This is a genomic window from Burkholderia sp. Bp9004, assembly GCF_003858025.1.
Classification (GTDB): domain Bacteria; phylum Pseudomonadota; class Gammaproteobacteria; order Burkholderiales; family Burkholderiaceae; genus Burkholderia; species Burkholderia diffusa.
In genome coordinates this window covers 13,668-33,674 of the sequence record NZ_QTQD01000028.1, presented here as the reverse complement: position 1 = coordinate 33,674, position 20,007 = coordinate 13,668, and the positions used below count along the sequence as shown (strand labels likewise).

The window sequence follows — 20,007 nt, the reverse complement described above, 5'->3', positions numbered from 1 at the left end:
GCCCGCTGCCGATGCAACGCCCTGCCCTTCCTGCCTTGTTCCCTGCCCTCACCCGCCGCTCGCTGCGGATCTGGCGCCAGTACGGCGTGTTCTGGCTCGGCGCGATCGCCGTCGGCCTCGCGGCCGTGCTGTACGCGCGGCTGATCGACTGGGGCTACGACACCTTTCGCACGATGCGCGACCACGCCGCGTGGCTGCCGCTGCTGCTGACGCCGTCGATCGCCGCCGCGTCGGCATGGCTCACGCGCCGCTTCTTCCGCGGCGCGGAGGGCAGCGGGATCCCGCAGGTCATTGCGACACTGCACGCGAGCCCGGGCGCATTCGGTGCGCGGCTGCTGACGCTGCGCATCCTGTTCGGCAAGGTCCTGATCTCGTTCCTGGGAATCCTCGGCGGCTTCACGATCGGCCGCGAAGGCCCGACCGTGCAGGTCGGCGCGGCGCTGATGTTCAACCTGCGGCGCTTCTACCCGCGCTCGAACGCGCAGATCGAACGGCAACTGGTGCTCGCCGGCGCGGCGGCCGGCCTGTCGGCGGCATTCAATACGCCGCTCGCCGGGATCGTGTTTGCGATCGAGGAGCTGACCCGCAGTTTCTCCGCCCGCGCAAGCGGCGTGCTCATCACCGCGATCATCCTCGCCGGTGTCGTCGCATTGGGACTGAACGGCAACTACACGTACTTCGGCACGATCGACGCCGGCCAGCATTTTCCGAAGATGCTTGCCGTCGCCGTGCTCGTCACCGCGATCGTGACGGGCATCGCGGGCGGTCTTTTCAGCTGGCTGCTGCTCAATACGGGCCGCTGGCTGCCCGCGCGCCTGCTCGGCCTGTATCGCGAGCGCCCGATCGCGTTCGCGGCGCTGTGCGGCTTCGTGATCGCGGTCGTCGGCCTCGTGTCGGGCGGGACGACGTTCGGCAGCGGCTATGCCGAGGCACGCGGCCTGCTCGACGGCCATGAACGGCTGTCGGTGCTTTATCCGTTCCTGAAGATGGTGTCGATGGTCGCGTCGTACCTGCCGGGCATCCCGGGCGGGATCTTCGCGCCTTCGCTGTCGATCGGCGCCGGGTTCGGCAACCTGCTGCACATCGTGTTCGGCAACATGAGCCTGCCGATGCTGATCGCGCTCGCGATGGTCGGCTACCTCGCGGCGGTCACGCAGTCGCCGATCACGTCGTTCGTGATCGTGATGGAGATGATCAACGGTCACGCGCTCGTGATTTCGCTGATGGCGACCGCGCTGGTATCGAGTCGCATGGCGCGCTTCTTCGCACCGCCCCTCTACGAAACACTCGCCGAGCGCTATCTCGCTCCGCCCGCGGCCACCGCGGAACCCGCCGCGGCACCGGCGGCTTCGGCCGCGGTCGTCGAGCCGCAGGATGCGGCCGCCGCGCCCGCCGATCCGCTCGACACGCTGCGCGAGCAGGACGGCGGCGAGCCGGAGGCCCCTGTGACCGGCAACGTCGCCACGCACACGCCGGCGACGTCGCACAAGCCCGGCCCGTCCGCATCCGGTGCGAGCGGCCCGGCGCCGGCGGGCCCGCGTGACCCTCAGTAGATCACCACCGGCGCCGGCCGATAGTAGACGGGCCGGGCCGGCACGACGATACAGCCGGCGAGCGTGATCGCGACGAGCGCGATGGCAATGGCGGTTCTTTTCATCGCATGCCCCCGTCAGGCCCAGTGGCCGCGGGTCCAGAACCAGTTCGGGCCGCGCTGGTCCCAGTGGCCCGGCACCCAGTGCATGCCGATGCGCTCGGTTTCCCAGTGGCCGCCGATCCAGACGTAGCGGCCATGGTCCCAGTGCCAGTGCCCGCGCTCCCACACATAGCCGACGCGCGCGTCGGGCACGACCTCATAGCGCACGGGCGGCGGCGCGTTCGGCGCGACGACGACGATTTCCTCCACGGGCGCGGCCGCCGGTTCGGCGACGACCATTCGGCCCGACTGCACCATTACCGGGGCACCGACGAGGATTTCGTCCGCGCGTGCGGCGAGCGGCGCGGCGATGGCCGACAGGCCCGCGGCGAACAGTGCGAGCGAAACGATACGACGTCGAACGACAGAGACAGCCATGACAACCTCCTGATTAACAAATGACGCGAGCGTATTCGTTCAATGCGGGAGGTCGACCAACGGCCGACAGACGCCGTGTTACGGCGAGCCCTAAAGTGCAACAGGGCGTAAGACGCGCACGACGGCATGCGCCGCCGTGCGGGGGGACATGCAAGCGTCAGGCTTGCGGGATCTCGATCTTCACTTCGAGGACCTCGAGATCGTCCTGGCGCTCGAGGCTCACGCGGATGTCATCGTTCGAAATATGGACATACTTCGAGATGACCGCGACCAGCTCCTTCTGCAGCGCCGGAAGGTAATCGGCCGGCGGCCGGCCGCCAACCCGCTCGTGCGCGATGATGAGCTGAAGGCGCTCCTTCGCGACCGATGCGGACTTCTTCTTCTCGCCGAGGAGAAACGAAAGGATGGACATGGGCGGCCTCCGTTACTTGCTGCCGAAGAGGCGCTGCAGCAGGCCCGGCTTCTGATAATCGGTGAAGCGCAGCGGCTTGTCCTCGCCGAGGAAGCGAGCGACGACGTCCTTGTACGCTTCGGCAACGTCGGTGCCGTCGATATGCACCGCCGGCAGACCCTGGTTCGATGCGTGCAGCACGGCTTCCGATTCCGGAACCACGCCGATCAGCTTGATGCGCAGGATCTCGCTGATGTCCTCGAGGGACAGCATTTCGCCTTCGCTCACGCGCTTCGGGCTGTAGCGCGTGATCAGCAGATGTTCCTTGATCGGATCCTTGCCCTCGGTCGCGCGCTTCGTCTTCGACGACAGGATGCCGAGAATGCGGTCCGAGTCGCGCACCGACGACACTTCCGGGTTCGTGACGATCAGCGCTTCGTCCGCGAAGTACATCGCGTGCAGCGCGCCCGCCTCGATACCGGCCGGCGAATCGCAGACGATGTATTCGAAGTCCATCGCGACCAGATCGTTCAGCACCTTCTCGACGCCGTCACGCGTGAGCGCATCCTTGTCGCGCGTCTGCGACGCCGGCAGGATGAACAGGTTCTCGCACTTCTTGTCCTTGATCAGCGCCTGGTTCAGGTTCGCTTCGCCCTGGATCACGTTGACGAGGTCATACACCACGCGACGCTCGCAGCCCATGATGAGATCGAGGTTGCGCAGGCCGACGTCGAAGTCGATCACGGCCGTCTTGTGGCCGCGCAGCGCGATACCGGACGCAAAGCTCGCGCTCGTCGTCGTCTTGCCCACGCCGCCCTTGCCCGAGGTCACCACGATGATTTTTGCCATTTACCCAATACCCTGTGTTCGTCAATGAGAGCCGATCGATCCGGCGTGCGCCGCGTGAATCACGTCAGGCGCAGCGGTTCGATCATCAGTTTTTCCTCTTCGAGCCGGATCTGCACCGATTTGCCCAGTATGTCGGCGGGCAACGGGTTCTCGGTCGTTCGATAGATACCCGCGATCGAAATCAGTTCCGGCTCCAGACACGTGCAGAAAATGCGCGCGTCGTGATTGCCGTGCACGCCCGCCAGTGCGCGGCCGCGCAACGGCGCGTAGATGTGGATGTTGCCTTCCGCGATGATCTCGGCGCCGTGACTGACCGGCGCAAGCACCACGAGGTCCCCTTTCGCGTAAATCTGCTGTCCCGAACGCAGCGGCCGATCGATCACCAGCGTCTGGCCGCCCGCCGGAATCGACGTCGGGCCAGGCTCCGGCGCCAGGTCGGCCGCCACGGCAGCCGCCGCGGCGACGACAGGCGCCGGCTCCGCTTCCTCGGCCGGCTTCGCGGTCGACACGCGGCGGTCGCGCGCCTCGAGCAGCGGCAGGCCGGCTTCCCCCGCCCAGCCCTGCGTGGCGAGCGCCACGACGCCCACCGGGCGCATCCGCACGTCGTTCAGCATCTGGCGGATGTCGGAAAGCGCGACGCGTTCGCCGTCCGCGAGGCGGCGGACGTCGATCACGACGACATCATCGGCGAAAAACTCGGGAGTCGCTTCGAAGCGCTTGACCAGTTCGGTACGCAACGCATCGAGATCGGTCGTCTTCACGGTGAACAGCAACGTATCGACCGATCCGCTGCGCAGCTCGAAGAATGGCGATTTTTTAAGCGACATGGACACTCTGCAAAAAATTTTTGCGTATTTTACAGGCGTCCACGCGTGCGGCCATTATTTTTGGGGAACCGGGCGGCGACGGTCGCGGCGAGCGCGCAACCGGCAAGCCGGTAGTCGGACGGGCGGCCGGGCGGCCGGGCCTTCATCGCACCATGCGGCCCGCGCATTCATGCGTCAGGGCGTGTTGAAGTGCGACACGAACAACGACTTCATCGCGCCGGGCATCCGCGCGATCGGCGCATGCTCGCCCGTGTTGGCGAAACCCGCGCGTTCGTAGAAACGAATCGCGTTGCGGTTCGCATCGGCGATCCATGCGTAGACGTCCTGCGCACCGCGTTCGGCCAGCCACGCGGTGGCCGTTTCGAGCAACAGCACGCCGCCGCGCAGGTGGCGGACCGCGTGCGCGACCCACAGCTCGCTGACGAACGCGCGCCGCTCGGGCGTGTTGTCGAAATACGCGCCAATCATGCCGGCCGGATGACCTTCGGTATACAGCAGGAAAGTCGTCGACTCGTCGGACGCAGCGCGCAGCGCGGCGACGGCCGCCGCCGCGTCGGAATCGACGTTCAGCAATTCGGCCTCCGGCGCTTCACCGGGCGCGTAGGGCTCGCGCAGCGATGCGGCGCGGAGTTCGCGATACACGCGGCCTTGGTCGGCAGCGATACGACGAACGGTCAAGGTCGAACTCATGCAGGCACAGCCCCCTTCGGACAGCAAGCTATTAGCTTCAACCGAAAGCGGGGCATGAGTCAAATCGTAATTTTCAAACGGCAGCGCCGATCGAAAGGCAACAGATGTCGCGCACACGCCGGTGTGCAGGTGCAGCATCGATGCGTCGACGTGCGGCAACGCATGCAACCCGAACTGCGAGACCAGACGCGTCGCCTCGCTCGCCTTGTCATGCATGGCACGCATGCGGCGAGCGTCCGGCATTTCATCATCGAGGCCGTAATGGTTCGTTACATATGTATGCAAACGAGCCGCGCATCCGGGCGGCGCCGCGCCAGACCTGCTGCATCGCAACATTCGTTGCGACCTTCGCCGATAGACGCAAGCATGCGTCACGCCAGGCATTCATCTGACAAGAACGCCGGTCGCGCCAGCGGATCGGCCCAAGGCTGAGTGTTTCAATCGCCCCGTGCCGGCCCTTCCCGACCGTCGTCATGCACGGCCCACCGTTTGGAGTTGCGCGCCTAGCGCCAGGGTTTGGAAAGCGTGCGCGACGGTCGTATAACTGGCACAACCGGACGACCGATCCGGTGCCGCGGACCCACGACGATTCGAACGACGACAAACGCGTCACTCGGCCGCTGCTCCCGCACACGCGGGAGCCGGCCCCACAAGGAGGGAGACAATGGCAATGACCGACACATCGGCCTCGGGCTGGTCGGATGGCAAACGTTATCTATGGCTGCTCGGCGCGGTGACGATCACGCTGCCCATCCTCTCGGCCCAGCTCGCACTGTCGACGGGCCTTCACGTGTTCTGGTGGTTCGGCCCGCTATTCGCGTTCGGCGTGATCCCGGTCCTCGACACCCTGATTGGCGACGATCGCGACAATCCGCCCGAAGCCGCCGTCCCGCACCTCGAACGCGAGCGCTACTACCGCTACATCGTCTATCTCGCGACACTGGTCGAATACATCGCGTTCTTCACGTGCGTATGGATCGTCGGTACGCATGCGCTCGCGTGGTACGACTACGTCGGCTTCGCGCTGTCGCTCGGCGCCGCGACGGGCATCTCGATCAACACCGCGCACGAACTCGGGCACAAGACCAACCGCTTCGAGCGCTGGCTCGCGAAAGTCACGCTCGCGCCGGTCGCTTACGGGCACTTCTTCGTCGAGCACAATCGCGGCCATCACGTGCGCGTCGCGACGGCCGACGATCCGGCGAGCGCGCGCTACGGCGAATCGTTCTGGGCATTCCTGCCGCGCACCGTGACGGGCAGCATCCGCTCGGCGTGGCGGCTCGAGACGGCGCGCCTCGAGCGCCTCGGGCATTCGCCATGGACCTGGCGCAACGAGGTGCTGCACGCGTGGGCGATGACCGTCCTCGTGTGGGGCATCGCGATCGCGATGGCCGGCAAGGTCGTGATCCCGTTCCTCGTGATCCAGGCCGTGTACGGCGCGTCGCTGCTCGAAGTCGTCAACTACGTCGAACACTACGGGCTCGGCCGCCGCAAGCTGCCGAGCGGCCGCTACGAACGCTGCACGCCGCAGCATTCGTGGAACAGCAATCACGTCGTCACGAACCTGTTCCTGTATCAGTTGCAGCGGCACGCCGACCATCACGCGAACCCGACGCGCTCGTACCAGGCGCTGCGCCACTTCGACGACTCGCCGCAACTGCCGGCCGGCTACGCGACGATGATCCTGTTCGCGTACGTGCCGCCGCTCTGGTTTCGCGTGATGAATCCGCGTGTCGTCGCGCACTATGGCGGCAACATGGCGCAGTCGAACATCAAGCCGTCAATCCGCGCTCGCGTGCTCGCGCAGTATTCGACCGCGGCCTGATACGCGACGGTGCGGTCCGGTCGCGATCGGCAATATCGTCACGCGGCCTGCGGCAGCCTGAACACGGCGACCGCGTGTCGCAGCGCGCTCGCCTGCTCGGCCAGCGCCTGCGTCGCGGCAGACGCCTGTTCGACCAGCGCCGCGTTGCGCTGCGTCGCCTCGTCCATCTGCGTGACCGCGACGTTCACCTGCTGGATGCCGCCGCTCTGCTCCTGCGATGCCGACGAGATCTCGCCGACGATCGACGTGACTCGCTGAACCGCGCCGACGATCTCGTGGATCGATTCGCCCGCGCGGCCGATCAACACCGCGCCCTCGTCGACCCGCCGCGTCGATTGCTCGATCAGCGCTTTGATCTCCTTCGCGGCGGCCGCGCTGCGCTGCGCGAGCGTGCGTACTTCCGACGCGACGACAGCGAAGCCGCGCCCCTGCTCGCCCGCGCGCGCCGCCTCGACGGCCGCGTTCAGCGCGAGGATGTTGGTCTGGAACGCAATGCCGTGGATGACCGCGATGATCTCGCCGACCTTCGCCGCGCTGGCGGCAATCCCGCTCATCGTGTCGACGGCGTCGGTCATCACGCCGCCGCCGGCGGACGCAATGTCCGATGCGTCCCGCGCCAGCTGCGCCGCGTGCTGCGCGTGTTCGGCCGACTGGCGCACGATGCCCGTCAGTTCGGTCATGCTGGCGGCGGTTTCCTCGAGCGACGCAGCCTGCGCCTCGGTTCGCGACGACAAGTCGTGATTGCCCGCCGCGATCTGCGCGCTCGCGGTCGCGACCGCTTCGGCATGCGTACGTACCTCGAGCACGACGCCCGACAGGCCTGCCTGCATCGTCCGCAACGCGCGCAGCAGATCGGCGATCTCGTCGCGACCGACCGCATCGACGTGGCGCGTCAGGTCGCCGTCGGCCACCGCCTGCGCACAGGCGACGGCGCGATCGAGCGGCCGCAGGATCGCGCGGCTGAACAGGTACGCACCGATCATCGCGATGCCGAGCACGATCAGCATCAGCACGACGCTCGCCGCGGTGGCGTGGCTCGCATCGCGGCTCGCTTGCGCTGACACGGCGGCGCTCTCGTCGGCAATCGCCTTCGCCGCGCGCTCGAGCAGCGCGGCGGGTGCACGGTCGACGCCCGCGACGGCCGCATCCCCGGCCGTCGGCTCGAAGCCAGCGGCCTTGAATGCGTCGAACCCGCGCCGGTAGCCGTCACCCATCGCCGCATGCGCGCGCATGAACTGCTCGACGAGCGTGCGGCTCTCGCCGGGCGGCAACTGGTTCACGAGCTGCGCGGCGAGCGTATCGACCGTGCGCTCGCGCGTCTGGAATGCCTGCCAGTACTTGTCGAGCTTGTCGGGCTGCTTGCCGCGCAGCAGCGTGTCCTTCCATTCCTGGACCTGCAGCTTGAACTGCACGAGTGTCGCCGACACGAGCCGCTCGTCGGCGACCCGGGTCTGCACGTCGTTCGCGAACGTATCGATCGAGCGATTGAGGATGCGGATGCCGTACAGCGCGCCGCAGAACATCAGCAGCAGCGCAATGGCGAATGCGAAGGGAATCTTGTAGCTCAGCTTCATTGGACCTTGAATCGACGGAAACGGCGACGATGCAAAAGACGCTTGCCGCCGCCCTCTGTTAACGGCACGCGAAACCAAGGCTGAAGCAGGACATCGACAGCGGGAATCCGGCGCACCGGCCGCGAGGAAGACGGCGATCCGGCGACAGTGAGAACCGGGCCGCCTGCAAGCGAGGGAGCATTGCGACTCCGGCGTCGCGCGATCAGGTCGGGCTTGCCGCGTGCGGTCCGGCCGCCTCGATCGCGTGTCGACCGGCCATCCAGCGCCGCACTGCGGCGATCGACAGCGCGCCGCACACGATCCCGGCGATCACGTCGGCGAGATAGTGACCGCCCTGCGTCGGCGTCGACGCGATCATCACCGCATTCAGCACGATCGCAGCCGGAAACACGTAGCGAACATGCCGCACCGCATACGCGAACAGCAGCGCAAGCATCACGTGAAACGACGGCAACGACACGAGCCCCTGCGCGTCGGCCAGATTCAGTTGACGGAGCTGCCCGCTGCGCAACAGGTCGTAGTGCGTCACCGACGATGCGGTGCCCGGGTCGGTGATGCCGAAATGGATGAATGCGCTGGCGGCGGGGAGCGGCACGGAGACGAGCACGACCACGATCACCGCGAACATGAACTGCGCGATGAACTCGGCCAGATCGTCGACGCGGCGGACCGCCGCGAGGATGAACGGCACCGCAAACAGTTGCGGCATGCCGCTGCGGTAGGCGAGGTCGAGCATACGGTGCAGGCCGGCGTGCGCCGTCACCCATCGGTACAGGTCCGGCCAATGGAAACCGAGCATCGCATCGAAGCGAACGAGATGGTTTTCGATCGACGGCGGGGCGATCGCCACGCAAAGATAGTCGAGCACGGCGACGGCCGCGCTGAGCGTTGCGAGCAGCGCCACGCTCAGTAGCGCGAATGCGAATTCGCGACAGCGCAGCGTTCGCGTGATGTCGCGATAGCGGCGCACACGAGACAGCACGGCAAGGAACGCGCTTGCGGCGAACCCGAGCGCGACGTGCTGCGCGAACTCGACGATGCTGCCAGGATTCACGACCCAATCCGCGTGCAGGACGCACAGGCCGGCGGCAAGCACCGTCAGCAATACCGCGCCGGTCAGCATCCCCCAGATTCGCGTGCTCGCTCTCATCGTGGCTTTTGTGTGGTTCGTGTGGCCGGCCCGTACGCCTGCGCGCTATCGTACACCGCCATCGACGCAGCGTTCACTCACGCGCGACCCAAACGAAAAACCCCGTGATCCTTTCGGATCACGGGGCTTCGTATTTTGGCGGAGAGGGTGGGATTCGAACCCACGGTACGGGGAAACCGTACGCCTGATTTCGAGTCAGGTACATTCGACCACTCTGCCACCTCTCCTTCCTTGCTGCTTCACTCCCGGTTGGTCGTGTCCGGGAAAGAAAAGATTATAGAACGATCTCTTTGAAACTCACAAGCCCTTTTTGCAAATTTTTTTCGGGCCTTCGAAGACCGATCGCGGAGCGATCTCACGACGCCTGCGCAGGTGCTTCGATTCGCTCCATGCCGCCCATGTACGGACGCAGTGCCTCCGGCACCGTGACCGAACCGTCGGCATTCTGGTAGTTCTCCAGCACGGCGACGAGCGTGCGGCCGACCGCGAGGCCGGAACCGTTCAGCGTATGCACGAGTTCCGGCTTGCCCTGCGCGTTGCGGAAACGTGCCTGCATGCGACGCGCCTGGAACGCCTCGGTGTTCGAGCAGCTCGAGATCTCGCGATACGTGTCCTGCGCGGGCAGCCACACTTCGAGGTCGAACGTCTTCGCGGCCGAGAAGCCCATGTCGCCCGTGCAGAGCGTGATCACGCGGTACGGCAGGCCAAGCTTCTGCAGGATCGCTTCCGCGTGGCCGACCATCTCGTCAAGTGCCGCGTACGAAGTGTCCGGCGCGACGACCTGCACCATCTCGACCTTGTCGAACTGGTGCTGACGGATCATGCCGCGCGTGTCGCGGCCGTACGAACCGGCTTCCGAACGGAAGCACGGCGAATGCGCGGTCAGCTTGATCGGCAGCGCGGCGCCTTCGACGATCGATTCGCGCACGGTGTTCGTCAGCGAAATCTCGGACGTGGAGATCAGGTACTGCGTGATCGTGTTTTCGGCGCCGCCCTTCTCGACGCGGAACATGTCGTCGGCGAACTTCGGCAGCTGGCCCGTGCCGTAAAGGATTTCGGGGTTCACGATGTACGGCGTGTACGTCTCGCTGTAGCCGTGCTGCAGCGTGTGCGTGTCGATCATGAACTGTGCGAGCGCGCGGTGCAGCCGTGCGATCGAGCCGCGCAGCATCGTGAAACGCGCACCGGCGAGCTTCGCGCCGGTTTCGAAATCGAGGCCGAGTGGCGTGCCGACGTCGACGTGATCCTTCACCTCGAAGTCGAACTCGCGCGGCGTGCCCCAGCGGCGCACCTCGACGTTGTCGGCCTCGTCCTTGCCGACCGGCACGCTTTCGTGCGCGATGTTCGGCATGCCCAGCATCAGGTCGGACAGGCGCGCCTGAATCTCGCCGAGCTTGGCCTCCGACGCTTTCATCTCGTCGCCGATCCCGCCGACTTCGGCCATGACGGCCGACGTGTCCTCGCCCTTCCCCTTCATCGCGCCGATCTGCTTCGACAGGCTGTTACGGCGCGCCTGGAGCTCTTCGGTACGGGTCTGGATCGCACGGCGTTCCGCTTCGAGCGCGGAGAACGCGGCGACGTCGAGGGTGTAGCCGCGATCGGCGAGGCGCTTCGCGACGCCGTCGAGGTCTTTGCGCAGCAACTGGATGTCGAGCATGGGAGGACTTGGAAAATCGTTGTGTAAGACCGGAATTCTAACGCACCGCAGGGCCGCCACGGCACTGGCCGGATGGACAGTGCCGCAAACGCGCGACGGGCGCGGGCATGTCGCTTCGCCGGCTGCGCGTGTGCAGCCGCGAAGCGCGTTGCGCGGCGCCGTTGCGCGGCTTGCGACGGCAGCCCCCGCAAGCGCTGACGCGCCCCGGGCCGCGCGCAGCCGGTCAGTCCTTCTTGCCGGCCTCGCGATCGAGTTCGCGCAGCCACGCGAGCTTGTCGGCGATCTTCGATTCGAGCCCGCGCGGCACCGGCTTGTACCAGCGCGGCTCGCGCATCCCTTCCGGCAGGTACGACTCGCCGGCCGCATAGGCATTCGGCTCGTCGTGCGCGTAGCGATACGCGTGACCGTAGCCGAGTTCCTTCATCAGCTTGGTCGGCGCATTGCGCAGATGCACGGGGACCTCGCGCGACTTGTCCTGCTTCACGAACGCCATCGCCTGGTTGAACGCGTTGTAGCCCGCGTTGCTCTTCGCCGCGCACGCGAGATAGATCACCGCCTGCCCGAGCGCCAGCTCGCCTTCCGGCGAGCCGAGCCGCTCGTAGGTCTCGGCCGCGTCGTTCGCCACCTGCAGCGCGCGCGGGTCGGCGAGGCCGATGTCTTCCCACGCCATCCGCACGATCCGGCGCGCGAGATATTTCGGATCCGCGCCGCCGTCGATCATCCGGCAGAACCAGTACAGCGCGCCGTCCGGGCTCGAACCGCGCACCGACTTGTGCAGCGCCGAGATCTGGTCATAGAAGTTGTCGCCGCCCTTGTCGAAGCGCCGCGCGTTCAGCGTCATCGCGCTGCTGACGAAATCGGCATCGATGGTCGTGACTCTGGCGGACGATGCGGCCGTCTGCGCCTGCTCGAGCAGGTTCAGGAAACGCCGCGCGTCGCCGTCTGCATAACCAATGAGCGTATCGATCGCCTTGTCGTCGAACGCGAGGCCGTCGAGCGCGATTTCCTGCGCGCGCTTGAGCAGCTGACGCATCTCGTCGTCGCTCAGCGACTGCAGCACGTACACCTGCGCCCGCGACAGCAGCGCCGAGTTGACTTCGAAACTCGGGTTCTCGGTCGTCGCACCAATGAAGGTCACGAGCCCCGACTCGACGAACGGCAGCAGCGCATCCTGCTGCCCCTTGTTGAAGCGGTGGATTTCGTCGACGAACAGGATCGTGTGGCGGCCGGTGCGGTTCAGCGTGTCCCTCGCCTGCTCCATCGACTCGCGGATGTCCTTCACGCCGCCGAGCACCGCGGACAGCGCGATGAACTCGCAGTCGAACGCGAGCGCGGTGAGGCGAGCGAGCGTCGTCTTGCCGACGCCGGGCGGCCCCCACAGGATCATCGAATGCGGCTTGCCGGATTCGAACGCGAGCCGCAGCGGCTTGCCTTCGCCCAGCAGATGCGTCTGGCCGATCACCTCGGCGAGCGTTTTCGGCCGCAGCGCCTCGGCGAGCGGCCGGCGCGGCTCGACTTGAAACAGGTCGGACATGAACCCTCGCTCCAGATCAAACGATGGCGGCCGAACCGGCCGCCGGACCCGACATTATGACAGCCGCACGACGGCACCGCCGGGCCCGGTGCCCGCGCCGGATGCCCGCACGGGGTGCACGCGCCGGGTGCCCGCGCCGGAAAACAAAACGGGCCTGCCGTCGCCGGCAGGCCCGTGTCGGGAAAATGGCGCGGTGCCGTTCAGCCCGCGATCACGTCCGCGCCCTTCGGCACGACGAACTTGAATGCATCGCTCTTCAGCGGCGGGTTCGTCTGGATGTTCGTGAAGGTGAGCAGCGTGACGTTGCCGAACACGTCGTGCAGCTCCATCGCGGCGAGCGTGCCATTGCGAAAACCAATGCCGATCCGCTGGAACTGCGTGTCCTGCGCCTTCGGCAGCATCTCCAGCCACTCGATGCCGCCCTTCTCGCCGGCGTCGCGCAGCGTGTAGTTCTTGTCGAGATCGTTGCTGCCGAACAGGATCGCGGCCGGGCTCGCGCCCAGCGCGCCGTTCAGCTTGCGCTCGGTGACCTGGTTCAGGTCGTGGTCGTACACGTAGAGCTTGTCGCCGTCGGCCTGCAGCACCTGCTGGTACGGCTTCTGGTACGTCCAGATGAACTTGCCCGGACGCGAGAACACGAACGTGCCGCTCGAGTTGTCATTCGGCTTCGGCGCGGCCTGTGCGGCGCTCGCGCCCTTGGCCGGCGCCTTGACGATCTGCTGCGTGAAGTCGCCTTTCGCCGAATGCACCTGCGACACGAAAGCCTTCAGTTGCTCGGTGCCGCCCGCGAACGCGTGCGTCGCCGCGAGCATCAGCGATGCGCCGGCGAGCGCCGCGCCGAGCCAGCGCCGCGTCGAACGAAGGGAAGGGACGAACGAAAGTTGCTGCATGTTGCGGTTTTCTCCCTGGGTGGCCGGCGCTGCGTGCGCCGCGGACTCATTCCGCGTCGCGCGCCGGCACAAGAATTTCGCGGTTGCCGCTCGACGACATCGCCGACACGAGCCCCGACTGTTCCATCTGTTCGAGCAGCCGCGCCGCGCGGTTGTAGCCGATCCGCAAATGGCGCTGCACGAGCGAAATCGACGCGCGGCGGTTCTTGATGACGATCTCGACCGCCTGGTCGTACAGCGGATCAGACTCGCCGCCGCCTTCGCCGGTTCCCGCGCCGGCCGAACCCTCGTCGCCGTCGGCGGTGCCGCCCTCGAGCAGCCCTTCGACGTAGTTCGGCTCGCCCTGCTCCTTGAGCTTCTCGACGACGCGATGCACTTCGTCGTCGGCGACGAACGCGCCGTGCACGCGCACCGGCAGCCCGGAGCCAGGCGGCAGGTACAGCATGTCGCCCATCCCGAGCAGCGATTCGGCGCCCATCTGGTCGAGAATCGTGCGCGAATCGATCTTCGACGACACCTGGAACGCGATCCGCGTCGGCACGTTCGCCTTGATCAGGCCGGTGATCACGTCGACGGACGGACGCTGCGTCGCGAGGATCAGGTGGATGCCGGCCGCGCGCGCTTTCTGCGCGATCCGCGCGATCAGCTCCTCGACCTTCTTGCCGACGACCATCATCAGGTCGGCCAGCTCGTCGATCACGACGACGATGTTCGGCAGGCGGCCGAGCGGTTCAGGATCGTCCGGTGTCAGGCTGAACGGATTCGGGATCTTTTCCTCGCGCTTTGCCGCTTCGTCGATCTTGTTGTTGTAGCCCGCCAGGTTGCGCACACCGAGCTTGCTCATCAGCTTGTAGCGGCGTTCCATCTCGGCGACCGTCCAGTTCAGCGCATGGCCGGCCTGGCGCATGTCGGTGACGACCGGGCACAGCAGGTGCGGAATGCCCTCGTAGACACTCATTTCGAGCATCTTCGGATCGATCAGGATCAGGCGCACCTGCTCGGCGGTGGCCTTGTAGAGCAGCGACAGGATCATCGCGTTGATCCCGACCGACTTGCCGGACCCGGTCGTGCCGGCCACCAGCAGGTGCGGCATCTTCGCGAGATCCGCGCACACCGGCTTGCCGCCGATGTCCTTGCCGAGGCTCAGCGTCAGCGCCGACGACGCGGCCGCATAGACTTCCGAGCCGATGATCTCGGACAGGTGGACCGTCTGGCGGCGCTGGTTCGGCAGCTCGAGCGCCATGTAGTTCTTGCCGGGGATCGTCTCGACCACGCGGATCGACACGAGCGACAGCGAGCGAGCAAGATCCTTCGCGAGGTTGACGATCTGGCTGCCCTTCACGCCGGTGGCCGGCTCGATCTCGTAGCGCGTGACGACCGGGCCCGGATACGCGGCGACGACGCTCGCCTCGACGCCGAAGTCCTTCAGCTTCTTCTCGATCAGGCGCGACGTGAATTCGAGCGTATCGGCGGAAATCGCTTCCTGTGTCTGCGGCGCGGGATCGAGCAGCGACACCGGCGGCAGCGTCGAATCGCCCGGCAGGTCGGTGAACAGCGGCACCTGGCGCTCACGCTCGACGCGCTCGGACTTCGCCGGCGTGACGACCGGCGGCACGATCGTCACGGGCTCGTGATCCTCGATGCGCACGCGCTCCTCTTCGACCTTCCCCTCGCGGCGCACGGCCGCGGCCTCGCCGAGCTTGCGGTCGCGTTCGGCCTCGCGGCGCAGCTTCGCGACGTTCACGGCGGACAGGATCGCGCCGCCGACGCGCTCGGCGACCGACAGCCACGAGAAGCGGAAATACAGCGACAGGCCGATCGCGAGCAGGATCAGGAGCAGCAGCGTGCCGCCGGTGAAGCCGAACGCGTGCGACATCGCGCCCGCCACGGCCTCGCCGATCACGCCGCCCGGCGCGCGCGGCAGTTGCACCTTCAGCGACCACATCCTCAGCGCCTCGATGCCGTCGCACGCGAGCACGACGAGCACGAACGCGAAGATCTCGGTGAGCCAGCCGATCGGCCGCTCGGGTTCGTCGGCGACGGCCTCGTGACGCGTGATGCGCCGGTAGTTGACCGCGATGCGCCGCCCGAGCGGCACGATCAGCCAGTAGGCCGACAGCCCGAACAGCAGCAGGATGATGTCGGCCGTCCACGCACCGACGCGGCCGGCCCAGTTCGAGATGTGGTCCACCTGCGCGGCGTGCGTCCAGCTCGGATCGCGCCGGCTGTAGCTCAACAGGGCCATCACCAGAAAAGCGCAGAGCGCGACCTGGAGAATCCAGCGGATCTCCGTGAGGAGCTTCGACATCCGGTGCGGCAACGCCTGTGCCTGGGCGGAATAAGGAGCTTTTGCCATGAATCCGTATAAAGAGGACGGGCCGCGCGCCCGCCTGTCGTTCGATCGCGCTTATTGTAAACGCTGCATCGGGCCGCCAAGTGTAAATGACGGTTACATAACAGGGACGGGGTGCCAAACCGGGCGCCTCAAGCGACCGCAAGCCGGACGGACGCGCCCTTGCCGGGGCCTGCGACATCGCGCCGCCGCCCGCCCGGCCCGCCGCGCCGGCCCGGGCGGCGCGCCGCGAAACGCTATCGTCACGATTGAAACTCTCGTTCGGCAGCGCAGCAACGGGGCCTTTATAATGCGCGTCTGATACCCATCTATGACGGCATCCCGGTCAACCCGGATCGTACGGCGGGCCTACCCCACCCGCCGCGGCCGCCTTTTACGGATTCGCACATGTCCACGCCCAAACACGCCAAAGTCCTGATTCTCGGTTCCGGCCCCGCCGGCTACACGGCTGCCGTCTACGCGGCACGCGCCAACCTGTCCCCGGTGCTGATCACCGGCATCGCGCAGGGTGGCCAGCTGATGACCACGACCGACGTCGAAAACTGGCCGGCGGACGCGAAGGGCGTGCAAGGCCCGGAACTGATGGCACGCTTCCAGGAACACGCCGAGCGTTTCAACACCGAAATCGTATTCGACCACATCCACACCGCGAAACTGCACGAAAAGCCGATCCGGCTGATCGGCGACTCGGGCGAATACACGTGCGACTCGCTGATCATCGCGACCGGCGCGTCCGCGCAGTATCTCGGCCTGGCTTCCGAGGAAGCGTTCATGGGCAAGGGCGTGTCGGCCTGCGCGACCTGCGACGGCTTCTTCTATCGCAACCAGGAAGTCGCGGTGATCGGCGGCGGCAACACGGCCGTCGAGGAAGCGCTCTACCTGACGGGCATCGCGAAGAAGGTCACGGTGATCCACCGCCGCGACAAGTTCCGCGCCGAGCCGATCCTGATCGACCGCCTGCTGGAGAAGCAAAAGGAAGGCGTCGTCGACATCAAGTGGGATCACGTGCTCGACGAGGTGACGGGCGAGGAGTCGGGCGTCACGGGCCTGCGCATCAAGAACGTGAAGACCGGCGCGACGGAAGACCTGCACGTGCAGGGCGTGTTCGTCGCGATCGGCCACAAGCCGAATACCGACCTGTTCCAGGGCCAGCTGGAGATGAAGGACGGCTACATCCTGACGAAGAGCGGCCTGCACGGCAACGCGACGTCGACGAGCGTGCCGGGCGTGTTCGCCGCGGGCGACGTGCAGGACAACGTGTACCGCCAGGCGATCACCAGCGCGGGCACGGGCTGCATGGCCGCGCTCGACGCGCAGCGCTACCTCGAAAGCCTGCACGACAAGAAGTAAGCCGGGAGCCTTGCCGCGGCGGGCGCTACAATGGCGTCCGCTGCCGCGAAGCGGGCTCGACCGGAAAGCCGCTGCCGCCGCGCAGCGGCTTTTTTGTGCCCGCGCGCCCGAACGCGCCTGCCCTGTTACCGAATCATGGCAAAGAACCAGCCCCATCCGAGCGATCCCGCGAAGCGGCAGATCGCCGCCCGTCCCGCGAACCCCGCGCCCGCCGCGCCGCCGCCCGCGCCCGATCCCGCCGCGTTGCGCGGCCAGGGGCTCGCCGGCCTCGGCGCACTGCGCAAGTCGCTGCAAGGCGAAGCCGATCGCCGCGACCGCGAGCGCATCGAAACGGCCAAGGCCGAGCGCAAGGCGGAAGCCGACGCGAACCTGTTCCGCAACGAGATCGGCGCCGTCCGGCCGCTGAACGCACCACCGCGCGCGGCGGCCGGACGCACGCCGCCCGATCCGGTGCCGAAGCAGACGCAACGCGACGAGGAAGCCGTGCTGAACGCGACGCTGTCCGACGAATTCGATCCCGAGACGCTGCTCGACAGCGACGACTCGCTGTACTACCACCGCCCCGGCATCAGCCGCGACGTCGTGCGCAAGCTGAGGAGCGGTGCGTGGATCGTCCAGGCGCAGATCGACCTGCACGGCATGCGGCGCGACGAAGCGCGCGATGCGCTCGCCGAATTCATCCGCGAAGCCGGCAAGAAAGGGCTGCGCTGCCTGCGCGTGATCCACGGCAAGGGGCTCGGCTCGATCGGCAAGGAGCCGGTGCTGAAAGGCAAGGTCCGTGCGTGGCTCGTCCAGAAGGAAGAAGTGATCGCATTCTGCGAGGCGCGCGGCCACGACGGCGGCGCGGGCGCGGTGCTGGTGCTGCTGCAGCCGTTCGCGGCGCCGGGCGACCGGGGGCCGCGTGCCGCATCCTAGGCTGACGCTCGCGATCGCCATACTGGAGGCAATCGCCACGCTGGCCTTTGCGATCTCGGGCTTCATCGAGGCGCGCAAGAACCGCCTCGACTCGGTCGGCACGTTCGTGGTGGCGCTCGCCACTGCGTTCGGCGGCGGCACGCTGCGCGACATCCTGCTCGAGCGCCGGCCGTTCTACTGGGTCGTGCACGACGACTACGTGATCGCGATCTTCGTGCTCGCGCTGTTCGCGCCGTTCGTGCTGCGCATGCTGTCGCGGCTGTCGGCCGAGCGGTTGCTGCTCGTCGCCGATGCGATCGGGCTCGGCATCTTCAGCATCTCGGGCACGTCGATCGCGCTCGATGCCGAGATGCCGCGCTTCATCGCGGTGATGATGGGCGTGATTACCGGCGTGGTCGGCGGGATCGTCCGCGACGTGCTCTGCAACGACATCCCGCTGATCCTGCGCGATTCGCGGCCGTACGCGACCTGCGCGTTCGTCGGTTGCTGGTTCTATCTGCTGCTCGTGTGGCTGCAGTTCGATTCGGTGTACAGCGTGCTGCTCGCGACCGGCTTCATCCTCGTCGCACGGCTCGCGACGTTCAAGTTCGACGTGCGGTTGCCGCACTGACGCCGCCGTGCCGCAATGCCGTGCCTGGCCGGGACGCCAGAACAAAAGGGGCCGTTCAAGACGGCCCCTTCACGTTCGTTCAGCGCATTCGCGTCCTCACGCGATCCGCTCTTCCGACACCGGATCGAACAGCACCGCCTTCGACACGTCGAACAGCAGCGACTGCGTCTGCCCAGGCTGCGGATTCGCGGCCGGATGCACGCGGCTCACGATCCGCTTGCCGTTGACCTGCGCGAACACGTGCGTGTCCGGCCCGGTCGGCTCCGTCACGTCGACGCGCACGTCGATCGGCTGCAGCTGCGACGTCTCGCCGTGGTGCGCGTTGCGCACGTCGGTGATGCGCTCCGGGCGCAGGCCGAGGATCACCTCGCGGCCGACATGACCGTTCATTCGCTTCGCGTCGAACGGCAGGTTCAGCGCGCTGCGCGCGAGGCCCGTGTCGATCTCGAGCGCGATCCCGCTGCCCTGCTCGACCAGCTTGCCATTGATGAAGTTCATCGGCGGCGCGCCGATGAAGCCCGCGACGAACAGGTTCGACGGCGAATCGTAGATCTCCTGCGGCGCGCCGAACTGCTGGACCACGCCGTCCTTCATCACCGCGATCCGGTCGCCGAGCGTCATTGCCTCGATCTGGTCGTGCGTCACGTAGACGATCGTCGTGCCGAGGCGCTGGTGCAGCAGCTTGATTTCCGCGCGCATCTCGATGCGCAGCTTCGCGTCGAGGTTCGACAGCGGTTCGTCGAACAGGAACAGCGACGGATCGCGTGCGAGCGCACGGCCCATCGCGACGCGCTGGCGCTGGCCGCCCGACAGCTGGCCCGGCTTGCGGTCAAGCAGATGCTGGATCTGCAGCATCGCCGACACGCGCTCGACGATCTGCTGCTGCTCGCTCTTCGGCACCTTGCGGATGTTCAGGCCGAACGAGATGTTCTCGCGCACCGTCATCGACGGATACAGCGCGTACGACTGGAACACCATCGCGATGTCGCGATCCTTCGGCGACAGGTCGTTCACGACCTTGCCGTCGATGCAGATCTCGCCGCTCGTCACGGTTTCGAGCCCGGCAATCATGTTGAGCAGCGTCGACTTCCCGCAGCCCGACCCGCCGACCAGGATCAGGAACTGTCCGTCCTCGATCTCGATGTCGACACCCTTCAGGACCGGCACCCCGTTCGGGTAGGTCTTGTACACGTCACGGATGGAAAGGCTTGCCATGCTGTGAATCCTCTGTCTCGTCTCGCGCGGCGCACTGCGGCGCCGCGTCGGGTTCGTTTCGATGCGCCGCGCGTCGTGCGCGGCCGGTTCGTCGTTTCGGATGAAA

The 20,007-nt window shown here is 66.8% G+C and carries 17 protein-coding genes and 1 tRNA gene; 5 read left to right on the top strand and 13 right to left on the bottom strand.

What is annotated here, in order from left to right; translation table 11 throughout:
• The first annotated feature begins 11 nt into the window (after nt 1-11).
• Nucleotides 12-1,553 carry a chloride channel protein gene (locus DIE08_RS26055; RefSeq protein ID WP_124904353.1) on the top strand — a complete coding sequence of 514 codons (1,542 nt, stop codon included), beginning with the start codon at nt 12-14 and terminating at the stop codon, nt 1,551-1,553.
• 116 nt (nt 1,554-1,669) lie between these two features.
• On the opposite strand, the gene DIE08_RS26050 is transcribed toward DIE08_RS26055, so the two are convergent.
• The 5 genes from DIE08_RS26050 to DIE08_RS26030 form a co-directional block, all read right to left on the bottom strand.
• A complete protein-coding gene (locus tag DIE08_RS26050; RefSeq protein WP_124904351.1) occupies nt 1,670-2,071 on the bottom strand; it encodes a YXWGXW repeat-containing protein in 402 nt (133 codons plus the stop codon).
• 157 nt (nt 2,072-2,228) lie between these two features.
• On the bottom strand, nt 2,229-2,483 hold the full coding sequence (minE, locus tag DIE08_RS26045; RefSeq protein WP_006486661.1) for a cell division topological specificity factor MinE: 255 nt from the start codon (nt 2,481-2,483) through the stop codon (nt 2,229-2,231).
• A gap of 12 nt (nt 2,484-2,495) precedes the next feature.
• Entirely contained in the window at nt 2,496-3,311 is an 816-nt protein-coding gene (gene minD, locus DIE08_RS26040; RefSeq protein WP_034182973.1) for a septum site-determining protein MinD, read from the bottom strand.
• Nucleotides 3,312-3,370: 59 nt separating this feature from the next.
• Complete coding sequence (gene minC / locus DIE08_RS26035; RefSeq protein ID WP_124904349.1) at nt 3,371-4,138, bottom strand: septum site-determining protein MinC; 768 nt, start codon at nt 4,136-4,138, stop codon at nt 3,371-3,373.
• Between the two features lie 174 nt (nt 4,139-4,312).
• A complete protein-coding gene (locus DIE08_RS26030; RefSeq protein WP_226114236.1) occupies nt 4,313-4,966 on the bottom strand; it encodes a GNAT family N-acetyltransferase in 654 nt (217 codons plus the stop codon).
• 526 nt (nt 4,967-5,492) lie between these two features.
• Here DIE08_RS26030 and DIE08_RS26025 point away from each other — a divergent pair.
• Nucleotides 5,493-6,653 (top strand): alkane 1-monooxygenase, encoded by a 1,161-nt coding sequence (locus DIE08_RS26025; protein ID WP_124904347.1) that lies wholly within the window; start codon nt 5,493-5,495, stop codon nt 6,651-6,653.
• A 38-nt stretch (nt 6,654-6,691) separates the two neighbouring features.
• Here DIE08_RS26025 and DIE08_RS26020 read toward each other — a convergent pair whose 3' ends face one another.
• The 7 genes from DIE08_RS26020 to DIE08_RS25990 all read right to left on the bottom strand — a co-directional run bounded on the left by DIE08_RS26020 (nt 6,692) and on the right by DIE08_RS25990 (nt 15,814).
• Nucleotides 6,692-8,227 (bottom strand): methyl-accepting chemotaxis protein, encoded by a 1,536-nt coding sequence (locus tag DIE08_RS26020; RefSeq protein ID WP_124904345.1) that lies wholly within the window; start codon nt 8,225-8,227, stop codon nt 6,692-6,694.
• Between the two features lie 202 nt (nt 8,228-8,429).
• On the bottom strand, nt 8,430-9,377 hold the full coding sequence (locus tag DIE08_RS26015; protein ID WP_260436566.1) for a phosphatase PAP2 family protein: 948 nt from the start codon (nt 9,375-9,377) through the stop codon (nt 8,430-8,432).
• Between the two features lie 136 nt (nt 9,378-9,513).
• Nucleotides 9,514-9,604, bottom strand: a tRNA-Ser gene (locus DIE08_RS26010).
• Between the two features lie 128 nt (nt 9,605-9,732).
• The gene (gene serS / locus DIE08_RS26005; RefSeq protein ID WP_124904343.1) at nt 9,733-11,034 is read right to left on the bottom strand and encodes a serine--tRNA ligase; all 1,302 of its coding nucleotides are present in this window, start codon (nt 11,032-11,034) and stop codon (nt 9,733-9,735) included.
• Nucleotides 11,035-11,257: 223 nt separating this feature from the next.
• Nucleotides 11,258-12,568: a replication-associated recombination protein A gene (locus DIE08_RS26000; RefSeq protein ID WP_059605319.1), complete on the bottom strand. Its 1,311-nt coding sequence runs from the start codon at nt 12,566-12,568 to the stop codon at nt 11,258-11,260.
• A gap of 200 nt (nt 12,569-12,768) precedes the next feature.
• Nucleotides 12,769-13,458, bottom strand: a complete 690-nt coding sequence (gene lolA, locus DIE08_RS25995; protein ID WP_124623532.1) for an outer membrane lipoprotein chaperone LolA — start codon at nt 13,456-13,458, stop codon at nt 12,769-12,771.
• 46 nt (nt 13,459-13,504) lie between these two features.
• Nucleotides 13,505-15,814, bottom strand: coding sequence for a DNA translocase FtsK (locus DIE08_RS25990; protein WP_124623535.1), 2,310 nt, complete (start codon nt 15,812-15,814; stop codon nt 13,505-13,507).
• 384 nt (nt 15,815-16,198) lie between these two features.
• On the opposite strand from DIE08_RS25990, the gene trxB reads away from it, so the two are divergent.
• From trxB to DIE08_RS25975, 3 genes are all read left to right on the top strand, one after another.
• Nucleotides 16,199-17,161 (top strand): thioredoxin-disulfide reductase, encoded by a 963-nt coding sequence (trxB, locus tag DIE08_RS25985; protein ID WP_059605329.1) that lies wholly within the window; start codon nt 16,199-16,201, stop codon nt 17,159-17,161.
• Between the two features lie 135 nt (nt 17,162-17,296).
• Nucleotides 17,297-18,076: a Smr/MutS family protein gene (locus tag DIE08_RS25980; protein ID WP_059605331.1), complete on the top strand. Its 780-nt coding sequence runs from the start codon at nt 17,297-17,299 to the stop codon at nt 18,074-18,076.
• A complete protein-coding gene (locus tag DIE08_RS25975; protein WP_059605334.1) occupies nt 18,063-18,686 on the top strand; it encodes a trimeric intracellular cation channel family protein in 624 nt (207 codons plus the stop codon). Before DIE08_RS25980 ends, DIE08_RS25975 begins: the two co-directional genes overlap by 14 nt.
• Nucleotides 18,687-18,782: 96 nt before the next feature.
• Here the strand turns inward: DIE08_RS25975 and DIE08_RS25970 are convergent, their stop codons facing one another.
• Nucleotides 18,783-19,901 (bottom strand): ABC transporter ATP-binding protein, encoded by a 1,119-nt coding sequence (locus DIE08_RS25970; protein WP_124623541.1) that lies wholly within the window; start codon nt 19,899-19,901, stop codon nt 18,783-18,785.
• Between the last annotated feature and the right edge of the window lie 106 nt (nt 19,902-20,007).